The organism is Micromonospora sp. NBRC 110009 (genome assembly GCF_030518795.1).
GTDB lineage: Bacteria > Actinomycetota > Actinomycetes > Mycobacteriales > Micromonosporaceae > Micromonospora.
In genome coordinates this window covers 5,306,826-5,324,121 of the sequence record NZ_CP130427.1, presented here as the reverse complement: position 1 = coordinate 5,324,121, position 17,296 = coordinate 5,306,826, and the positions used below count along the sequence as shown (strand labels likewise).

Here is a 17,296-nt window from a genome sequence, read left to right as displayed (position 1 = left end):
GAAACCATGTGTTACGGATACGACGGAATGGCCGCGCTGCGGCACTCCGTTGACCGGCGCAGCCTGCTGCGCGGCTCCCTGGCCGCCCTGGCCGGCCTCGGGCTCGCCTCGTCCGCGCTCGGCGCGACGCCCGCGGCGGCCACCACCCACAGCACCGGGCGGCACCAGGTACCCCCGGGCCTGATCAGCATCCAGCTGTGGACGGTCCGCGACGCCCTGTGGGGCGCGCCCGGGTACGACGCCACCCTCACCCACCTCGCCCAGATCGGGTATCCGCGCGTGGAGCTGGCGCTCGGCTACTTCGGTCGGACCGCGGCCCAGCTGCGCCAGTTCCTGGACGGCATCGGCATCAGGGCCAGCTCCAGCCACGACGGGATCAGCGGTAGCGCCGCCGAGCTGGAGCAGAAGATCCAGAACGCGGTCACCCTGGGCCAGCAGTTCATGGTGGTGCCGTACCTGTACTCGGAGAGCCAGGACGAGTGGAAGCGCTGGGCGGAGCAGATGAACGTGGAGGCCGCGGCGGCTCGGGCGGCCGGCCTGCGCTACGGCTACCACAACCACGCCCATGAGTTCACCATCGACCTCGGCGGCGGCAAGCGCCCCTGGGACGTGCTGACCGCGGAGCTCGATCCCCAGCTCGTGCACCTGGAGGTCGACCTCTACTGGGCGGTCACCGGTGGCATCAACTCCGGTGACGGCGTCGCGGATCCCGAGGGTTTCGCGCTGGACGCCATCCGTTCCGCGCCGCAGCGCGTCCTGCAGTTCCACGTCAAGGACCGGGACGCGGCCACCGGCGACATGGCCGACCTGGGCACCGGGATGATCGACTTCGCCCGGATCTTCCGGGAGCACTCGGTGCTCGAGTACATCGTCGAGAACGACACCCCGGATGTGACGCCGCAGCAGACGGCCGAGGTCGGCTACCGCTACCTGCGCAAGATTCGGTTCTGAGAGACCGCCGGGAGGAGTGCTGACGGACACCGGAGCCGGCCGGAAATGCCGGCTCCGGTGTCCCACCCACCATTCTTCTGACCAATTGAATTAACTGCCGACAACCACTCTCTCCAGTCGAGAGAGTGGTTGTCGGCATGCCATTGGACCGTCACGGCCCGCGAAATGGGGACCGCGCAAAAATATTGACCCCTCGAAATGGATCTCGTAGGGTGCAGGAAACGTGGAAAGCGCTTTCTTACCACCGTCCCCATCAAGGAGCGCGTGTATGAGACGCCATCGCACGCTACTGTTCGCCCTGCTCGCGGCCGTCACACTCCTGTTGCCAGGCACGCCGGCGACCGCCGCCGAATCCGCGACCGCCACCAATTTCCGGGTGCTGGTCTTCTCCAAGGTCACGAACTTCTACCACGACTCCATTCCGGCCGGCGTCGCCGCCATCCGGAAGCTCGGCGACGAACAGGGGTTCGCCGTCGAGGCGACCACCGACGCGGGCGCGTTCACCGACGACAACCTCGCCCGCTTCGACGCACTCGTGTTCAACAACACCAATTCCACCCCGGCCTCCGGCGACCTCCTCGACGCCGACCAACGGGCCGCGCTCCAGAAATTCATCCGCAACGGCGGCGGCTGGGTCGGCCTGCACGCCGCGTCGGCGAGCGAGCGGAACTGGACCTGGTACGAGGGACTGGTCGGGACCATCTTCGACCAGCACCCGGACTTCTCCGCCACCGGCGGCACCTTCCCCGGCCGGATCAAGGTCCTCGACCACGCCCACCCGTCCACGAAGGACCTGCCGGAGCTCTGGGAGCGCAGCGAGGAGTGGTACAACTGGCGGACCAACCCCACGGGCAAGGTCCACACGCTCGCCCAGATCAAGGTGCGCGACGGCATTCCCGGGCTCGACGAGGGCACCGACCATGCCTACTCGTGGTGCCAGAACTACGACGGCGGGCGCTCCTGGTTCACGGCCGGCGGGCACAGCTCCTCGTCGTTCCAGGAGCCGGCCTTCCTCGCGCACCTGGCGGGCGGCATCAAGTGGGCCGCCGGCGCCGCCCCCGGTGACTGCGGCGCCACCAGGACCACCAACTTCGAGCGGATCCCCCTGGTCAACCAGGACCTCTCCGACCCGTTCGAACTGGCGGTGGCACCGGACCGCCGGGTCTTCTACATCGAGCGCACCGGCGCCCTGAAGGTCGTCAACCAGGACACCCTCGCGGTCACCACGCTGCTGGACTTCGCCTACACGCCGGAGCAGACCAGCCAGTCCGACGGCCTGCTCGGCATGACGCTGGACCGGCACTTCGCCGACAACAACTGGCTCTACCTGCTCTGGTCCGACCGGGTGGAGAAGCAGCTGAACCTGTCCCGCTTCACCGTCGAGGGCGACAGCGTCAGCCTCGACTCGGAGAAGCGCCTGCTCACGATCCCGACCTGGCGCGGTGAGGCACGCGCCAACTCGCACATGGGCGGCTCGGTGACCATGGACCAGCAGGGCAACCTGTACGCCGCCATCGGTGACAACACCGACCCGTTCGAGTCCAGCGGCTTCACCCCGATCGACGAGCGGGCCGGCCGTCGCGCGTACGACGCCCAGGGCACCGCCGGCAACACCAACGACCTGCGCGGCAAGATCCTGCGGATCAAGCCCCTGCCCAACGGCAAGTACGCCATTCCCGACGGCAACCTGTTCGCCCCGGGCACGGCCCGGACGAAGCCCGAGATCTACGCGATGGGCATGCGGAACCCGTTCCGCATCACCGTGGACTCCAAGACCAACGCGCTGCTCGTCGCCGACTACGGCCCCGACTCCCGCTCCGCCAACCCCAACCGTGGGCCCGAAGGGACCGTCGAGTTCAACCGGATCACCAGCGCCGGAAACTACGGCTGGCCCTACTGCATCGGCAACAACATCCCGTTCAACGACTACGGCTTCGCCACGTCGACCTCCGGGCCGAAGTTCAACTGCGCCGCGCCGGTCAACGACTCCCCCAACAACACCGGCCTGACCAACCTCCCGGCGACGAAGCCGGCCCTGGTCTCGTACGCCTACTCGGCCTCCCCGCAGTTCCCCGAGCTGGGCACGGGCGGCGGCGGCCCCATGAGCGGACCCGTCTACGACTACGACCCGTCCAACAAGCGGCTGACCAAGTTCCCCCAGTACTTCGAGGGCAAGTGGATCGTCTACGAGCTGACCCGCCGGTGGTTCAAGACGCTGTCGATCCACGACACCGCCCAGACCTTCACCGACCCCCGCTTCGCCCCCACCAACGTCGGTGACCTGCAGTCCATCAACGGAATCCTCGGCAACATGTCCTGGATCCAACCGTTCGAGGCGGAGTTCGGGCCGGACGGCTCCCTCTACGTCATCGACTTTGGCGAGGGCAGCGGCAGCGGTCGGGGCGGCAGCAACGAGGGCGCCGGCATCTACCGCATCGACTACGTCGCCAACAGCCGGCCGCCGGTAGCCAAGCTGACCGCCGACAAGGACAGCGGCCCGGCGCCCCTGACCGTCGCCTTCTCCAGCGCCGGCTCCAGCGGCCCCGACGGCACCGCCATCCAGTACGCCTGGGACTTCGACGGCAACGGCAGCGTCGACTCCACCGCCGCCAACCCCAGCCACACCTACAGCACACCGGGGCGCTTCACCGCCCGACTCACCGTCACCGCCACCAACGGGCAGACCGCCGTCGCCGTACAGGAGATCACGGCCGGCAACACCCGCCCGACGGTGACCCTCAGCGTCCCCGACGGGGCCTTCTTCGACTTCGGTGACCGCATCCCGTACACGGTCACGGTCACCGACCCGGAGGAGAGCAGCATCGACTGCTCCAAGGTGGTCGTGCAGACCCAGCTCGGTCACGACTCACACGCCCACCCGCTGGACAACTACGTCGGATGCGCCGGGGTGGCCGTGACCGAGAGCAACGGCGGCGACGGGCACGGCCCGGGCCAGAACCTCTACACCCTGCTCTCCGCGCAATACACCGACGGCGGGGCGAACGGGGCGCCGGAACTGGTCGGCTCGACCCGGGCGGAGCTGCAGACCAAGAGCAAGGAGGCCGAGCACTTCGACGGCCAGAGCGGCATCCAGGTCCTCGACCGGGCGACCGCGAGCGCCGGCAAGCGCATCGGCGACATCGACCATGGCGAGTGGATCAACTTCGGCCCGGTCAACCTCCGCAACATCGACTCGGTCACCTTCGGCGTCGCCTCGGGCAGCAGCGGCGGTGACATCGAGGTCAGGGCCGACTCCCCCACCGGCCAGCTTCTCGGCCGGGCCACCATCGCCGGCACCGGCGGCTGGGACAACGTCGTCTCGCCCACCGTCGAGCTGACCGATCCGGGCCGCACGACCACCCTCTACCTGGTCTTCGTCAACCCGAACCAGACGGGTGGCACCCCGGACCTGATGGCGCTGGACTGGCTGCGCTTCAACGGCGCCGGGGTGCGCGAACAGACCGAAGCCACGGTTTCGGCCTCGGCCACGCCCGCCACGGGCACCGCGCCGCTGGCGGTCGCGTTCACCGGGACCGCCTCGCCGGCGCCCGGGCGCACCATCACGGATCACACGTGGGACTTCGGCGACAACTCGGCCATCGTGCACGGGGCGTCGGCCAGTCACACGTACGCCCGCAAGGGCACCTACACGGCACGGCTGACCGTCACCGACAGCGTCGGGGCGACCCTGTCCTCGACCGTGGTCGTGACGGTGAGCTGAGCGTCACCGGTGGCGGGGCGGAATGCCGCCCCGCCACCACCCGACCCGGCACGGCCCCGACAGCCTCCAGCAGCCGCCATCCCTGGCGCTGCCCTCTGTGGCCTGACCACCTGCCCCTCCGACTTCCGGGAGACAACGATGAACTCCAGCTTCGCCCGCCCGTCCCACCGTCGACCGCGAGCCCGTCACCTGCTCGCCGTGTCGCTCGCCGCGGCACTCCTGCCGCTCACCGCGGCTCCGGCGTCGGCCGCCGAACCCGAGACGGCCGCCGCGGAACAGGTCGCCGCCGACCTCTGCCCGTGGGGCTACACCAGCTCGTCCACGGTGTTCTTCGGCCGCAACGGGGCCGACTCGGGCGTACCCAACCGCGATCTCGGCGACGGGTGCACGATCCTGGACGCGATCTGGGCCGAGGCGCCGTTCGCCGACCACGGCAGCTTCGTGCGGACCGTCAGCGGGCTGACCAACGCGCTCCGGCAGGACGGCGTCCTCACACCCGAGGACAGTGCGAGCATCGTCCGGGCGGCGGCCGACTCCGAGATCGGCCAGCCGCAGCCGGCCCCAGGGACCCGCGCCGTGCCCGACGACCGGATCGGCCTCGTCCTCTACACGGTGCGGGCCACCATGCCGGCCGCGCCCGAAGCCACCCTGGCTGCACTCGCCGCCTGCGGCTACCGCAACGCCGAACCCTCCGGCGCGGTGAACAACTTCTACGGCAAGCGGGCCGACGCGCTGGCGCCCCTGGTCGCCACCGCCGGGCTGTCGGTCCCGTCGATCGGGATCAGCCTCGGCGATCTCAAGAACAACCTCGACGGCGTCATCGCCAACGCCCGGACGTTCGGCGCGAAGTACGTCCGGATCTCCGGATCGGGCTCCTGGACGCTCGACGACTACTCAGAGGTCGCGGCGACCCTCAACGAGGTCGGCGCCGAGCTCAAGCAGGCGGGCATCACCGTCGCCTACCACAACCACGGGTTCGAGTTCACCACGCAGGAGGGTGGCGTACGCGGCTACGACGTGCTGGTCCGCGAGACCGACCCGAACCTGGTGGCGATGGAACTCGACCTGTACTGGGCGTCCAGCGTCGGCGCCGACCCGGTCGAGCTGATCAAGCAGTACCCGGGCCGGTTCTCGCTGTTCCACGTCAAGGACATGGCCGCCAACGGGTCCTTCGCCGACGTGGGCGAGGGCACCATCGACTTCGCCCGCATCTTCGCCTACAGCGAGATGGGCGGCGTCGAGTACTACCTGACCGAAAACGACAGCCCGCGCCCGGACGGCGTCTCGTCGGCCTGCGACAGCTACGCCAACCTCCGCGCGCTGCGCTACTGACGGATCCGCCGGCCTGCGGCACCCGCGGGCCGGCGACCCGTCCGTCGTTCGGTGAGCTCTACCGCGGCTGATCGCCCTGCGCCTGGTGGGGCCAGGCCTGCGGAGCGGGCCCGTACTGCGGCGCAGGTCCGTACTGCGCTGGGGGTCCGTATTGCGGCGCGGCGGGCGGGTACGGCGGATACTGCGGCGGTCCGGCCTGCGGGTAGGGCGGGTAGGCCCGGGTGGGGCTGTGGCCCCGGCTGCAGGGCCGCGACCTGCTCGGCGAAGCGGTCGTGCGCGCGGCGGACCTGCACGGTGCTGCCGTCGTTGGACACGTGTCCGGAGGCGATCGGGCCGTTGCCGGCGGTGCTGGCCACGCCGAGCCCCGCGATGAGCAGCAGCACGAAGACCAGCACGATGGGCCTGCGGTCGAGTCGTTCGGCGCCAACAGGGCGGACAGCGCCACCACGCCGACGACCGCGAGCACCACCAGGCCGACGCCGATGAGCAGGCGGCGGGTGCGCAACCTGCCGCAGTCGGCGCAGAAGGGCCAGGTCGGGGCCTTGACGCGCTTCTGCAGCACGGCGGCGACGATGGCGAACGGCAGCACTCCGAACAGAAGCAGGACGTAGGCCCACTTCGGCGTGTAGGACCGGAACACCGTCCTGCGCCGGCGGGTCGCGGGCTGACCGTCGGGCTTCCGCGGCCTGGACATCGAGGGCCAGGACATGGTGCTGCTCGATGCGGACGCCTACGGCTACGCTTCCAGCGCCCTCAAAGGCCCGCTCGATGAGCAGCGTCGCGCGGACTTGCTGAGGCTCACAGCGGTGTTCGAGACCGTTCTCCCGGCGATCGACGACGAGTACGCGACCACCTACTACACGCGCGTGCGCGACATGGTCGTGCTTGCCGCCGAAATCGGGGCCTTGCGCGGCAAGTAGGCCCCGACCGGGAAGGGTCGCCAGGGCGGCGGTCGGGGCTGTCGGATGTGCGATGACGTCCGTGCCGACCGCTGCAGGTGCGGTGGCCGAGCCCGTCCGTGTGCGCAGACTGACCGACCAGGAGGGGCGACGGGGACACCGTCCGCGCATCGCAGCGGGAAGGACATCCGCGGGGGCGGACGCCCACTCACCGCGGCGGCCTGACCGACCCGGCGAACGTATGCGGTCAGAGCACTAGGCAATCTGACCCTTGTTCATCCAGGGCCGCCACCCGGACACTGGTCATCGCCCGTACCGTCCACAGTCCTCGACCTGTCCGAGTCGCACCCGCCCATTGCGCGAGGGAAGCCATGACCGCAGAGGTTCACCCCACCGAGAGTCAAGGCCCGAAGCCCGGCGTCGGCGGGCCGGCCGGTCTGCCCGTCGAGCTCAACGGCATCAACGTGATCGCGGAGGAGGAACGCAAGGGCCGCCCCCGCGACCTGTTCTGGCCATGGTGCGCCGCGAACATCGCCGTCCTGGGCATCAGCTACGGCTCATTCTTCCTGGGCTTCGGCGTCTCCTTCTGGCAGGCGACGTTCGCCGGGGTGCTCGGGACCGTCGCCTCGTTCCTGCTCGTGGGCTTCGTGTCGCTGGCCGGCAAGCGCGGCTCGGCGCCCACGATGATCCTCAGCCGGGCCCCGTTCGGCGTACGCGGCAACGCGTTGCCGGCGGCCGTCAGCTACGTCCTGCTCGTCGGCTGGGAGACCGTGCTCTGCGCCCTCGCCACGCTGGCCACGGCGACCGTCTTCGACCGGCTGGGCTGGGGCAGCGGCAATCTCACCAAGGTCGTCGCGTTCCTCGTCGTAGCCTTGATCGTCGTGCTCGCCGGGGTCCTCGGCTTCGACGCCATCATGCGCCTGCAAGGCATCATCACCATCGCCACCGCGGTCCTGACCGTCGGCTACCTCGTGCTGACCGCCGACCACGTCTCCTGGGCCACGGTGTCGTCGGTGCCGAGCGGGTCCGTCGAGGCGTTCATCGGCGCTCTCATCTTCGCGATGACCGGCTTCGGCCTCGGCTGGGTCAACTCCGGCGCCGACTACGCCCGCTACCTGCCGCGCGGCGCGTCGAGCCGAGGCGTCGTCGGCTGGACCACGTTCGGGGCGAGCGTGGCGCCCGTGGTCCTGGTGGTCTACGGCCTGCTGCTCGCCGCCTCCGACCAGCAGCTCAGCAGCGCGATCGCCGCCGACCCCATCGGCGCCCTGACGGCGCTCGTCCCTACCTGGTACCTCGTACCGTTCGCGATCGTCGCCATCCTCGGCCTCATCGGCGGCGCGGTCCTGGACATCTACTCGTCGGGCCTGGCGCTGCTCACCCTCGGGCTGCGTGCGCCGAGGTGGGTGGCGGCGGGCATCGACGGCGTCCTGATGATCCTCGGCACCATCTACGTCGTCTGGATCGCCAGCAGCTTCATCGGTCCCTTCCAGGGCTTCCTCATCACCCTCGGCGTGCCGATCGCCGGCTGGTGCGGCGTGTTCCTCGCGGACCTCGCGCTGCGCAGGCAGGCGTACGCGGAGGCGGACCTCTACCGGCCCGAAGGCCGATACGGCTCGATCGGCGCGGCGGCGGTCGGGCTCGTCGTCGCCGGCACCGCCGTCGGCTGGGGCCTGGTGACGAACAGCTTGGCCTCGTGGCTGTCCTGGCAGGGTTACCTGCTCTCGGCAACGGGCCTCGGCGGTAGGACCGGCGGCTGGGCGTACGCGAACCTCGGGGTGGCAGCTTCCTTCGCCATCGGCCTCCTCGGCTACCTGCTGCTCGGCCGGCGCCGCGTCCGCGACCAGGAACGCACCGCGTGATCCGGGCAGTCCCGGCGTCCCCGACGTCGACGCGTTCGTGGCTGAGGCGGCCGAGTACGCGGCGCTCGGCGTGACCGAGGTGCGGACGATGCTGCCTGCGAAACCTATGACAGGCGGCAGGGGCCTCGTGCGACCCGGAAGCGTAGGTGGGTCACGGTACCGGTGACCGGCTTTCCTTCCGCGATCAGCTCGGCCTGCTCGCCGGCGAACAGAGGGGTTCCCTCACCCAGCAGGAGCGGAATCAGGTGGATGCGTACCTCGTCGAGCAGGTTCGCCCTGAGCAACTGGCGGGCGACATCGGCCCCGAGCACCAGGACGTCCTTGTGTCCAGCAGCCTGCTTGGCACGCCGCACCGCGGCCTGCATCCCGTCGAAGGCAAACATTCCGCCGTTGTCGCCGAGCAGGTCGTGCCTCGCCCGGTGGGTCACCACGAAGCTGGGGACGCCGGGCCACGGGGTACCGCCCCACGGGCCGAGGCCGAGATCGAAGGTGCGTCGCCCGATGACCGTTGCTCCGACGGCCGCGTCCACCTCTCGGCGCACCGCGGCGTCGATCTCGCCCTCGGGCCCGTTCTCAGCCATCCATGAGTGTAGGCGTTCGCCGTCGTCCCCCATCGGCTCCGCCTCGCGGACGTTCGGTCCAGCCGTGAACCCGTCCAGGGACATCGACACGTCCAGCACGACCTTGCCCATCGCTGACCTCCGCCACGCTCCCGGCACCGCCGTCCGGCGCCGTCGGGAGATGGTCGGAGCCGACCGGGCAGTTCCGACACCGGCTCTCGAAATGGGGCGCGTTCGTTTCGCTGCCGGCCGGCCCTTTTGCGGCGAGGAGCACGGCGACGGCTCGGGCTGGGCCGGAGCCGTCGCCGTGGTCCCCCGTCGTCAGTCGCGCGCCCAGCGGCCGACGACGGCCGCCGCGCCGCCGCCCCGGCGTACGGGCTCGGCCGCGGCGAGCAGCCGGCCGTCCGCCAGGAACTCGATACCGGTCGCCGCGCCGATCTCCGCAGTTTGCGAGAAGGCGTGGCCCGGCGGGAGGCCGGTGGCGTACCCGGTCATGAAGGCCGGCTCCGCCTGGGTGCTGGCGCCGTTGCGCTGCGACGCCCGCGGCGCGGCGAGGGCCTCCGGCAGCGTCATGCCCCGGTCGATCCGGTTGACCAGCGTCTGCAGGACGGTGGTGATGATCGTCGCGCCGCCCGGCGAGCCGACGGCCAGGAACGGCCGGCCGTCGGCCAGCACGATCGTGGGTGACATGGAGCTGCGCGGGCGCTTGCCCGGCCCCGGGAGGTTCGGGTCGGCTGCGGCGCCCTGGGTCGGCGCGAAGTTGAAGTCGGTCAGCTCGTTGTTGAGCAGGAATCCCCGGCCGGGCACGACCATGCCGTTGCCGCCGGTCGCCTCGATGGTCAGCGTGTATTCCACGACGTTGCCCCACCGGTCGGCGACGGTCAGGTTGGTGGTGCCGGTGCGGTCGTCGCGGACGTCGGCGACCGCCGCCGCCGAGCAGCCGCCGTAGGCGCCGTCGGGCACGCCGGGCGCGACCGGCTTGGGCAGCGCCGCCGTCGGGTCGATCAGGCAGGCCCGCTCCTTGGCGTACGCGTCGCTGAGCAGCTCGCGGAGCACGTTCTGCTGGGTGTGGTCGCCGACGTACCGGTTGCGGTCGGCGAACGACAGCGCGCTGGCCTCCAGGTAGTGGTGCATCGCCTGGGTCGGGGTCATGGACCGCAGGTCGAACTGCCCGAGGATGTTGAGCGCCTCGCCCACGGCGGTGCCGCCGCTGGACGGGGTGGACATGCCGTACACCTCGAAACCGCGGTAGTCCGACCGGGTCGGCTCGGGGAATCGGGTGCGGTATGCGGCGAGGTCGGCGGCGGTCATGCCGGCCGGGCGGATCGGGTACGGCCACGAGCCGACCGGCTGCGCCGCCACCGGCGGGTGCTGCACGGTCGCGACCACATCGCGACCGACCTCGCCGCGGTAGAGGACGTCGGTGCCCCGCTTGGCGATCAGCCGGTACGTTCCGGCGAGGTCCGGGTTGCGGAAGGTGCTGCCGACCGCCGGCGGCTGCCCGCCGGGCAGGTACAGCGCGCTGGTCGAGCTGAACTGGCCGAAGGCCGCCTGGTTCCCGGCGACCTGGCCGGCGAAGGTCTCGTCGACGGGGAAGCCGTCCTCGGCGACCCGCGCGGCGGGCGTGAGGAGCTGCGCGAGGGACCGGGTGCCCCAGCGGTCCAGCGCGTCCTGCCAGGTGAGCAGCGTGCCTGGGACGCCGACCGACAGACCGCTGATCCGGGCCTCGTCGAACCGGTACGGCGCTCCGGTGGCCGGGTCGATGAAGGTGGTCTCGCTCATCGAGGCGGGTCCGGCCTCGCGGCCGTCGATGGTGTGAACCCGCCGGCTCTTCGCGTCGTAGTACACGAAGAAGCCCCCGCCGCCGATGCCGGCCGAGAAGGGTTCGGTGACGCCGAGCGTCGCGGCGGCGGCGATGGCCGCGTCGACCGCGTTGCCGCCGCGCCGCAGCACCTGGAGGCCGACGGCCGTGGCGGTGGCGTCCACGGTGGAGACGGCTCCCCCGTAGCCGACGGCCACCGGCTCCTTCGGCGGCGCGGCCGGCTTCGCCTGGGCGGGAACAGTGTTCGCGGCTATGAGCGTGGCCAGGGCGATGGTCGCGGTGACGAGGGCCCGAAATCTCATGTGGCCTCCCAGATCGACATGAGTGAACCTCCTGCCTACTCCACCGATCGAGGGCCGGCAACCCGGGGACCGGGCGGGTTGTTGACGGCTGGTTCGCCCGGTGCCTACAGTGCTTTAAACCATCTAGTTGAAAGGGCGGGACGGATGACCACGGATGCGCTGTCCCGGGCCTTCGCCGCCCTCGCGGACCCGACCCGGCGCGACATGGTGGCCCGGCTCTCCGAGACCGACGCGACCGTGAGCCAGTTGGCCGAGCCGTACCGGATGACCCTGCAGGCGGTCTACAAGCACCTGCGGGTGCTCGAGGACGCCGGGCTGGTCAGCCGACCGAGCGGGCCGCAGCCCCGGCCGGTGCGCCTGGAGGCTCAGGCCCTCGACCTGATGGACACCTGGATCGAGCGCCACCGGCGCCGCGTCGAGCAGCGCTATCGCCGCCTCGACGCCGTGCTAGCGGAGATGAGAGGAGACGAGCATGGACAGAATCACGGAGGCCGTGATCGAAGCCGATCCGACGCTGCCGGTCATCCGGACAAGTCGTGACTTCGCGGCAACACCCGAGCAACTGTTCCGCGCCCACACCGATCCCGAGTTGTTCGCCCGGTGGGTGGGTCCCGACACCACGGCCACCCGCATCGAGCACTGGGACGCGTCCAGCGGCGGCAGCTGGCGCTACGTCTCGGTGCACGACGGCACGGAGTACCGGTTCCGCGGCTGCTTCCACGACGTACGGCCGGACCGCATCGTGCAGACCTTCACGTTCGAGGGCGAGCCCGACGGAGTCGCGCTGGAGACGTTGTGGTTCGAGGACCTGGGCGGCGGCCGCACGCGCCTGCGGACCCAGTCTCTGGTCGACACCTTCGAAGGCCGCGACGCGTGGCTGCGCAGCGGCATGGAGGTCGGCGTCAACGAGGGTTACGCGAAGCTGGAGCGGATGGTCATCGATGGCGCTGTCTGACCGCCCGGCCGAGCGGCACCGGCAGGTTTCCGGGCTGTTCACCGATCGGGTCCGGGGTACCCGATCGTGGGATGCGCCAGCCCCGGTCGCCGGCTGGACCGCCCGCGACGTGGTGCGTCACCTGACCGAATGGTTCCCCGGGTTTCTCGCCTCCGGCGCCGGCATCGAACTGCCCCAAGGGCCATCGGTGGACGAAGACCCGGTCGCCGCCTGGCAGATTCACTGCGATGCCGTGCAGGCGGTGCTGGACGATCCGGAGACGGCGCACCGGCACCTCACCAACCCACACATCGGCAGCCTGCCGCTGGCGGCCGCGATCGACCGGTTCTACACCAGCGACGTGTTCATGCACACCTGGGATCTCTCGAGGGCGACCGGCCAGGACGACGCGCTGGACCCGGAGTTCTGCGCTCAACTCGTCGGTGGGATGGAGCAGATGGAGGAGGTCATCCGCTCCTCCGGCCAGTACGGCCCGCGAGTGGCGGTGCCCGAGGACGCGGACGCCCAGACCAAACTGCTGGGTTTCATCGGCCGGGATCCGTTCTGGTCGAAGCCGTGAGCCGAATGCCGGACTACAGGGCTAGCACGTCGACGGCGAGTTCCCGCACCACCGACTCGTCCACCTCGACGCCGAGCCCCGGCCCGGTCGGCACGCGTGCGACACCTTCCTTGATCTCGACCGTCGCCCCGGTGGCGTAGGAGGAGGTGAGGAACTGCCGCCCGTTGAGGTCGACGGGCGTGTCGATGCCGTACGCGGCGAACAGGTGCAGCGACGCGGCCAGGCCGAGGTCGGAGTCGGTGAGCCCCGACCCCATGAGCCGCACCCCGGCGTCCTCGGCGAGGGCGCAGAGCCGCCGGGACAGCGTCAGGCCGCCGCTGCGCTGCACCTTGGCGATGGCCACGTCGACCGCGTTGAGCTTCACGAACGTCGCGAGGTCGCTTGGGTGGCGCAGGCTCTCGTCGAGCGCCACGGGAATCGGTGAGGTCTCCCGCAGCCGCCGCTGCCCGGCCACGTCGTTGGCCGGCAGCGGCTGCTCGAACGCGGTGACGTCGAGGTCGGCCAGCCGGCGGGCCATCCGCAGCGCGCCGTCGACGGTGTAGCCCTGGTTGGCGTCGACCCAGAGCGCGGCGTCCGGCGCGGCCCCGCGGACGGCCCGCACCACGGCGGCGTCCTCGGCCTCGCTGTGCAGGCCGACCTTCACCTTGAACGCCCGGTATCCCAGTTCGCGGCCCTCCGCGACCGCGTCGGCGACCTCCTCGGCGGTCTGCCCGGAGACGATCCAGCCGAGTTCGACGGTCTCCCGGCGGCGCTGCCCCCACAGCACCCCGACCGGTACGCCGAGGGCGCGGCCGAGCAGGTCGTGCAGGGCCACATCAAGGGCGCTCTTGGCTAGCGGCGAGCCGATGGTGAAGCCGCGGTTGATCGCGCGGTCGAAGGCGGTGGTGACGCCGTCGAGGTCCCAGGCGGGGCGGCCGAGGATCGCCGGGGCCAGGTAGCGGTCGATGGTGGTGACGATCGATTCGGCGGTCTCGTAGGTCCAGGCGGGGATGGGGGTGGCCTCGCCCCAGCCGGTCACGCCGTCGGCGGTGACCTTGACCAGGACGCGGATGCTGGGCGTGCCGGCGACGGCGACCGACCCGCCGGACACCCCGAACGAGCGCACGGTGGGCAGCGCGACGGCGTACGTCTCGACCGCGTCGATGGTCAGCCCGGCCAGGGCGGTGGCAGCAGGGAGCACGATCGACCCTTTCTCAGGCGAGCTTGGCGGTGCTGGCGCGGACGACGACCTCGCCGCCCAGTCGCAGGATCCGGCGACGGCGTCCGGTGTTCTCGGTCAGCGCCATCTCCATGGCCTTCTCCCCGAGCTGCTGCAGCGGCAGCGCGACGGTGGTCAGCGGCGGGGTGAGGTCGCGGACGATCGGGATGTCGTCGAAGCCGGCGACGGAGACGTCGTTCGGCACGGACAGCCCCTGGTCGCGCAGTGCCGCGCAGGCACCGATGGCCATCACGTCGGTCAGCGCGAACACGCAGGTGGCGGTCAGCCCGCGGGACAGCAGCTCGCTCATCGCGCCGTAGCCGCCGTCGCGGGTGAACGGGGCTTCGACGATGTCAGCCGGGTCCAGCGCGACGCCGGCCCTGGCGAGCTCGTCGCGGAACCCGCCGAGGCGGTCGGCGACGGTGGTGAGGGCCTGCGGTCCGGTGAGCACGGCGAAGCGGCGGTGGCCGAGGTCGAGCAGGGCGCGGGCCATGGCGGCGGCGCCGGAACGGTTCTCCGGCAGCACGCTGTCGACCTTCAGGCTGCGATGCCGGCTGACCACGGCGACCCGGCCGCCGCCCTCCAGGTAGGGCTTCAGCTCGGCGTCCAGGGCCCGTTCCCAGCGGGGGTCCTCGAAACCGGAGCCGATGAGCAGGATGGCCGGCGCGCGTTCGGCGCGCAGCATCGACACGTACGCGATCTCCCGCTCGGGGTCGCGGAAGGTGCTGGCCAACATGACGAGGAGGTCGTTGTCGCCGGCGACCCGCATGACGCCGCCGGCGACGGCGGCGAAGTAGGGGTCGGTGACGTCGTGGCAGATGACGCCGACGGTGCGGTGGGAGGCGCCGGCGAGGGCGCGGGCGTGCGCGTTCGGGGTGTAGGCGAGCTTCTCGGCGGCGGCGAGGACCCGGTCGCGCAGCTGGGGGGTGACCCGCATGCCGTTGAGCGCCCGGGAGGCGGTGGCGAGGGAGACCTCGGCAGCTCTGGCCACGTCTTCCAGGGTCACGTGCGTCCGTGACTGCATGGACTTTCTCCCTGCGGAAGTTCTTGACCGGATTATTTCGGCGTGGTTACCGTAGCACCCTGAAAGCGCTTACTGAAAGCGCATTCAGGGCCGAGTCCCCGACCTCAGGGGGCCTGTCGGCCCTGCCCGACGGCACGCGCCTACCCCGTGGCTGAGTACCCGGAATCACCGGCCAGCCAGGGAGAACGGAGGGTCATGGCCGCGCAGAGCACCATCGAGCAACGGGAGCTCACGGCTCCCGCCGGAACCACCGCGCCGGCGGCCCGCCGCCGGGGCGGCGCGGGTGCGGGCCTGCTCCGGTTCGTCCAGGGCACCTGGCGCCCGGCCGCGGTCCTCGCGGCCATCTTCGTCATCTGGTGGGCGGTGACCGCCGCCGACCTGGTCAAGCCCTACCTGGTCCCGTCGCCGAAGACGACCCTGGAGGTCGTCCTCGCCCAGACCGGCTACTTCGCCCACCACACCTGGATCACCAGCTACGAGACGATCCTGGGCTTCGCCATCGCGATCCTGGTCGGGGTGCTCTCCGCCGTCGTCATGGTCTACTCGCCGACGGTCGAGAAGAGCCTCTACCCGCTGCTGCTGTTCGCCCAGGTCATCCCGAAGATCGCAATCGCTCCGCTGTTCATCGTGTGGCTCGGCTTCGGGCTCACGCCGAAGGTCGTCGTCGCGGTGCTGATGGCCTTCTTCCCGATCGTCATCTCCACCGTCACCGGCCTGAAGTCGATCGACCCGGAGATGCTGCAACTGTCGGCGACCATGGGCGCCGGACCGGGCCAGACGTTCATGAAGATCCGGTTCCCCGCCGCCCTGCCGCACCTGTTCGCCGGCCTCAAGGTCGCCGCCACGATGGCCGTCACCGGCGCCGTGGTCGGCGAGTTCGTCGGCGCCAACGAGGGCCTCGGCTACGTGATCCTGCAGGCCAACGGCAACCTCGACACCCCGACATTGTTCGCCGGGCTGCTCATCATGTCGCTGCTCGGCGTCGTCCTGTTCGTGGGCGTGGAACTGCTCGAGTACTTCGTCCTTCCCTGGCACGCCAGCCGCCGCACCGACGCCGCTACGACGTCGCTCTGAATAGGAGACCCGTCCCATGAAGTTGCGTACCCTCGCCGCCGCGCTCCTGCCGGCGTTCCTACTGGCCGCCACCACCACCGCCTGCGGCTCGTCCTCTGACGAACAGGCCAAGAACGCCCAGGGCCTGGACAAGGTCACCCTCACCCTCAACTGGTACCCCTACGGCGAGCACGCGCCCTTCTACTACGGCAAGAAGAAGGAGATCTTCGCCAAGCACGGCATCGACCTGACCATCCAGGCCGGCCAGGGCTCGCAGAAGACCATCCAGGCGACCGCCGCCGGGCAGACCGACTTCGGCTGGGCCGACACCCCCGCCCTGCTCTCCGCGGTGGGCCAGGGCATGGACGTCAAGAGCCTCGGCGTCTTCCTGCAGACCACCCCGTCGTCGGTGCAGTTCTTCAGCGACAAGAACATCGCCTCCCCCGCCGACCTCAAGGGCAAGACCATCGCCTCCACCGCCGGCGACGCGCTGAGCAAGACCTTCCCGGCCTTCCTCAAGGCCAACGGCCTCGCCGCGAGCGACGTGACCCTGCAGAACACCGACCCGGCCGGCAAGATGGCCGCCGTCATGTCGGGCAAGACCGACGCGCTGCTCGGCTTCGCCACCGACCAGGGCCCGACGATGCAGGAGAAGGCCGGCAAGCAGGTCTCCTACCTCAAGTTCGCCGAGCACGGCCTGACCTTCTTCAGCAACGGCCTGATCGCCTCCGGCGACACCATCAAGAACAAGCAGGACCTGGTCAAGCGGATGGTCGCGGCGAGCAGCGAGGCCTGGTCCGCCGCCGAGAAGGACGCGGCCGGCGCGGTCACGGCGATGCAGGGCGCGTCCCAGCAGCTGCCGTCGGAGAAGGTGCTCACCGAGCAGTTCAACGCGACGCTGCAGCTCCTGCACACCGACGCCACCAAGGGCCAGGCCCCCGGCATCAACGACGACGCCGACTGGCAGAAGACCATCACCGTCTTCGCCGACGCCGGCGTGATCACCAAGGCGGAGTCCCCGTCGGCCTACTGGGACGCGAGCTTCGCGCCGAAGGGATGAG

The 17,296-nt window shown here is 70.7% G+C and carries 15 protein-coding genes; 11 read left to right on the top strand and 4 right to left on the bottom strand.

Annotation, left to right across the window (positions count from 1 at the left end; genetic code table 11):
* The first annotated feature begins 6 nt into the window (after positions 1-6).
* The 6 genes from Q2K19_RS25275 to Q2K19_RS25250 all read left to right on the top strand — a co-directional run bounded on the left by Q2K19_RS25275 (position 7) and on the right by Q2K19_RS25250 (position 8,762).
* Positions 7-951 carry a sugar phosphate isomerase/epimerase family protein gene (locus tag Q2K19_RS25275; protein ID WP_302764338.1) on the top strand — a complete coding sequence of 315 codons (945 nt, stop codon included), beginning with the start codon at positions 7-9 and terminating at the stop codon, positions 949-951.
* A gap of 268 nt (positions 952-1,219) precedes the next feature.
* A complete protein-coding gene (locus Q2K19_RS25270; RefSeq protein WP_302764337.1) occupies positions 1,220-4,672 on the top strand; it encodes a ThuA domain-containing protein in 3,453 nt (1,150 codons plus the stop codon).
* A 138-nt stretch (positions 4,673-4,810) separates the two neighbouring features.
* Positions 4,811-6,004 (top strand): sugar phosphate isomerase/epimerase family protein, encoded by a 1,194-nt coding sequence (locus Q2K19_RS25265; protein WP_302764336.1) that lies wholly within the window; start codon positions 4,811-4,813, stop codon positions 6,002-6,004.
* A gap of 221 nt (positions 6,005-6,225) precedes the next feature.
* Positions 6,226-6,615: a hypothetical protein gene (locus tag Q2K19_RS25260; RefSeq protein ID WP_302764335.1), complete on the top strand. Its 390-nt coding sequence runs from the start codon at positions 6,226-6,228 to the stop codon at positions 6,613-6,615.
* Positions 6,616-6,711: 96 nt separating this feature from the next.
* A complete protein-coding gene (locus Q2K19_RS25255; RefSeq protein WP_302764334.1) occupies positions 6,712-6,924 on the top strand; it encodes a hypothetical protein in 213 nt (70 codons plus the stop codon).
* A 350-nt stretch (positions 6,925-7,274) separates the two neighbouring features.
* Complete coding sequence (locus Q2K19_RS25250; protein WP_302764332.1) at positions 7,275-8,762, top strand: purine-cytosine permease family protein; 1,488 nt, start codon at positions 7,275-7,277, stop codon at positions 8,760-8,762.
* 104 nt (positions 8,763-8,866) lie between these two features.
* On the opposite strand, the gene Q2K19_RS25245 is transcribed toward Q2K19_RS25250, so the two are convergent.
* Together Q2K19_RS25245 and ggt are read right to left on the bottom strand one after the other, a co-directional pair.
* On the bottom strand, positions 8,867-9,454 hold the full coding sequence (locus Q2K19_RS25245) for a dihydrofolate reductase family protein (RefSeq protein ID WP_302764331.1): 588 nt from the start codon (positions 9,452-9,454) through the stop codon (positions 8,867-8,869).
* A 189-nt stretch (positions 9,455-9,643) separates the two neighbouring features.
* Entirely contained in the window at positions 9,644-11,446 is a 1,803-nt protein-coding gene (ggt, locus tag Q2K19_RS25240) for a gamma-glutamyltransferase (RefSeq protein ID WP_302764328.1), read from the bottom strand.
* Between the two features lie 144 nt (positions 11,447-11,590).
* Here ggt and Q2K19_RS25235 point away from each other — a divergent pair, with 144 nt between their 5' ends.
* Genes Q2K19_RS25235 through Q2K19_RS25225 form a run of 3 tightly spaced genes read left to right on the top strand, consistent with a single transcriptional unit; the run spans position 11,591 to position 12,960 of the window.
* Positions 11,591-11,986: an ArsR/SmtB family transcription factor gene (locus tag Q2K19_RS25235; RefSeq protein ID WP_302764327.1), complete on the top strand. Its 396-nt coding sequence runs from the start codon at positions 11,591-11,593 to the stop codon at positions 11,984-11,986.
* Complete coding sequence (locus tag Q2K19_RS25230) at positions 11,940-12,401, top strand: SRPBCC domain-containing protein (RefSeq protein WP_302764325.1); 462 nt, start codon at positions 11,940-11,942, stop codon at positions 12,399-12,401. The genes Q2K19_RS25235 and Q2K19_RS25230 overlap by 47 nt, the downstream gene beginning before the upstream one ends.
* Entirely contained in the window at positions 12,388-12,960 is a 573-nt protein-coding gene (locus tag Q2K19_RS25225; RefSeq protein WP_302764324.1) for a TIGR03086 family metal-binding protein, read from the top strand. Before Q2K19_RS25230 ends, Q2K19_RS25225 begins: the two co-directional genes overlap by 14 nt.
* Before the next feature lie 13 nt (positions 12,961-12,973).
* Here the strand turns inward: Q2K19_RS25225 and Q2K19_RS25220 are convergent, their stop codons facing one another.
* Both Q2K19_RS25220 and Q2K19_RS25215 read right to left on the bottom strand, forming a co-directional pair.
* Positions 12,974-14,140: a mandelate racemase/muconate lactonizing enzyme family protein gene (locus Q2K19_RS25220; protein WP_302764322.1), complete on the bottom strand. Its 1,167-nt coding sequence runs from the start codon at positions 14,138-14,140 to the stop codon at positions 12,974-12,976.
* A 13-nt stretch (positions 14,141-14,153) separates the two neighbouring features.
* The gene (locus Q2K19_RS25215) at positions 14,154-15,182 is read right to left on the bottom strand and encodes a LacI family DNA-binding transcriptional regulator (RefSeq protein ID WP_302764320.1); all 1,029 of its coding nucleotides are present in this window, start codon (positions 15,180-15,182) and stop codon (positions 14,154-14,156) included.
* A 195-nt stretch (positions 15,183-15,377) separates the two neighbouring features.
* On the opposite strand from Q2K19_RS25215, the gene Q2K19_RS25210 reads away from it, so the two are divergent.
* Together Q2K19_RS25210 and Q2K19_RS25205 are read left to right on the top strand one after the other, a co-directional pair.
* Entirely contained in the window at positions 15,378-16,256 is an 879-nt protein-coding gene (locus Q2K19_RS25210; protein ID WP_302764319.1) for an ABC transporter permease, read from the top strand.
* 16 nt (positions 16,257-16,272) lie between these two features.
* Positions 16,273-17,295 carry an ABC transporter substrate-binding protein gene (locus Q2K19_RS25205; protein WP_302764317.1) on the top strand — a complete coding sequence of 341 codons (1,023 nt, stop codon included), beginning with the start codon at positions 16,273-16,275 and terminating at the stop codon, positions 17,293-17,295.
* Position 17,296: the final 1 nt, after the last annotated feature.

Coding starts and splice junctions, on each gene's coding strand:
- Q2K19_RS25275 (WP_302764338.1), top strand. CDS start 7: ATGTGTTACGGATACGACGGAATGGCCGCGCTGCGGCACTCCGTTGAC.
- Q2K19_RS25270 (WP_302764337.1), top strand. CDS start 1,220: ATGAGACGCCATCGCACGCTACTGTTCGCCCTGCTCGCGGCCGTCACA.
- Q2K19_RS25265 (WP_302764336.1), top strand. CDS start 4,811: ATGAACTCCAGCTTCGCCCGCCCGTCCCACCGTCGACCGCGAGCCCGT.
- Q2K19_RS25255 (WP_302764334.1), top strand. CDS start 6,712: ATGGTGCTGCTCGATGCGGACGCCTACGGCTACGCTTCCAGCGCCCTC.
- Q2K19_RS25250 (WP_302764332.1), top strand. CDS start 7,275: ATGACCGCAGAGGTTCACCCCACCGAGAGTCAAGGCCCGAAGCCCGGC.
- Q2K19_RS25245 (WP_302764331.1), bottom strand. CDS start 9,454: ATGGGCAAGGTCGTGCTGGACGTGTCGATGTCCCTGGACGGGTTCACG.
- ggt (WP_302764328.1), bottom strand. CDS start 11,446: ATGAGATTTCGGGCCCTCGTCACCGCGACCATCGCCCTGGCCACGCTC.
- Q2K19_RS25235 (WP_302764327.1), top strand. CDS start 11,591: ATGACCACGGATGCGCTGTCCCGGGCCTTCGCCGCCCTCGCGGACCCG.
- Q2K19_RS25225 (WP_302764324.1), top strand. CDS start 12,388: ATGGCGCTGTCTGACCGCCCGGCCGAGCGGCACCGGCAGGTTTCCGGG.
- Q2K19_RS25215 (WP_302764320.1), bottom strand. CDS start 15,182: ATGCAGTCACGGACGCACGTGACCCTGGAAGACGTGGCCAGAGCTGCC.
- Q2K19_RS25210 (WP_302764319.1), top strand. CDS start 15,378: ATGGCCGCGCAGAGCACCATCGAGCAACGGGAGCTCACGGCTCCCGCC.
- Q2K19_RS25205 (WP_302764317.1), top strand. CDS start 16,273: ATGAAGTTGCGTACCCTCGCCGCCGCGCTCCTGCCGGCGTTCCTACTG.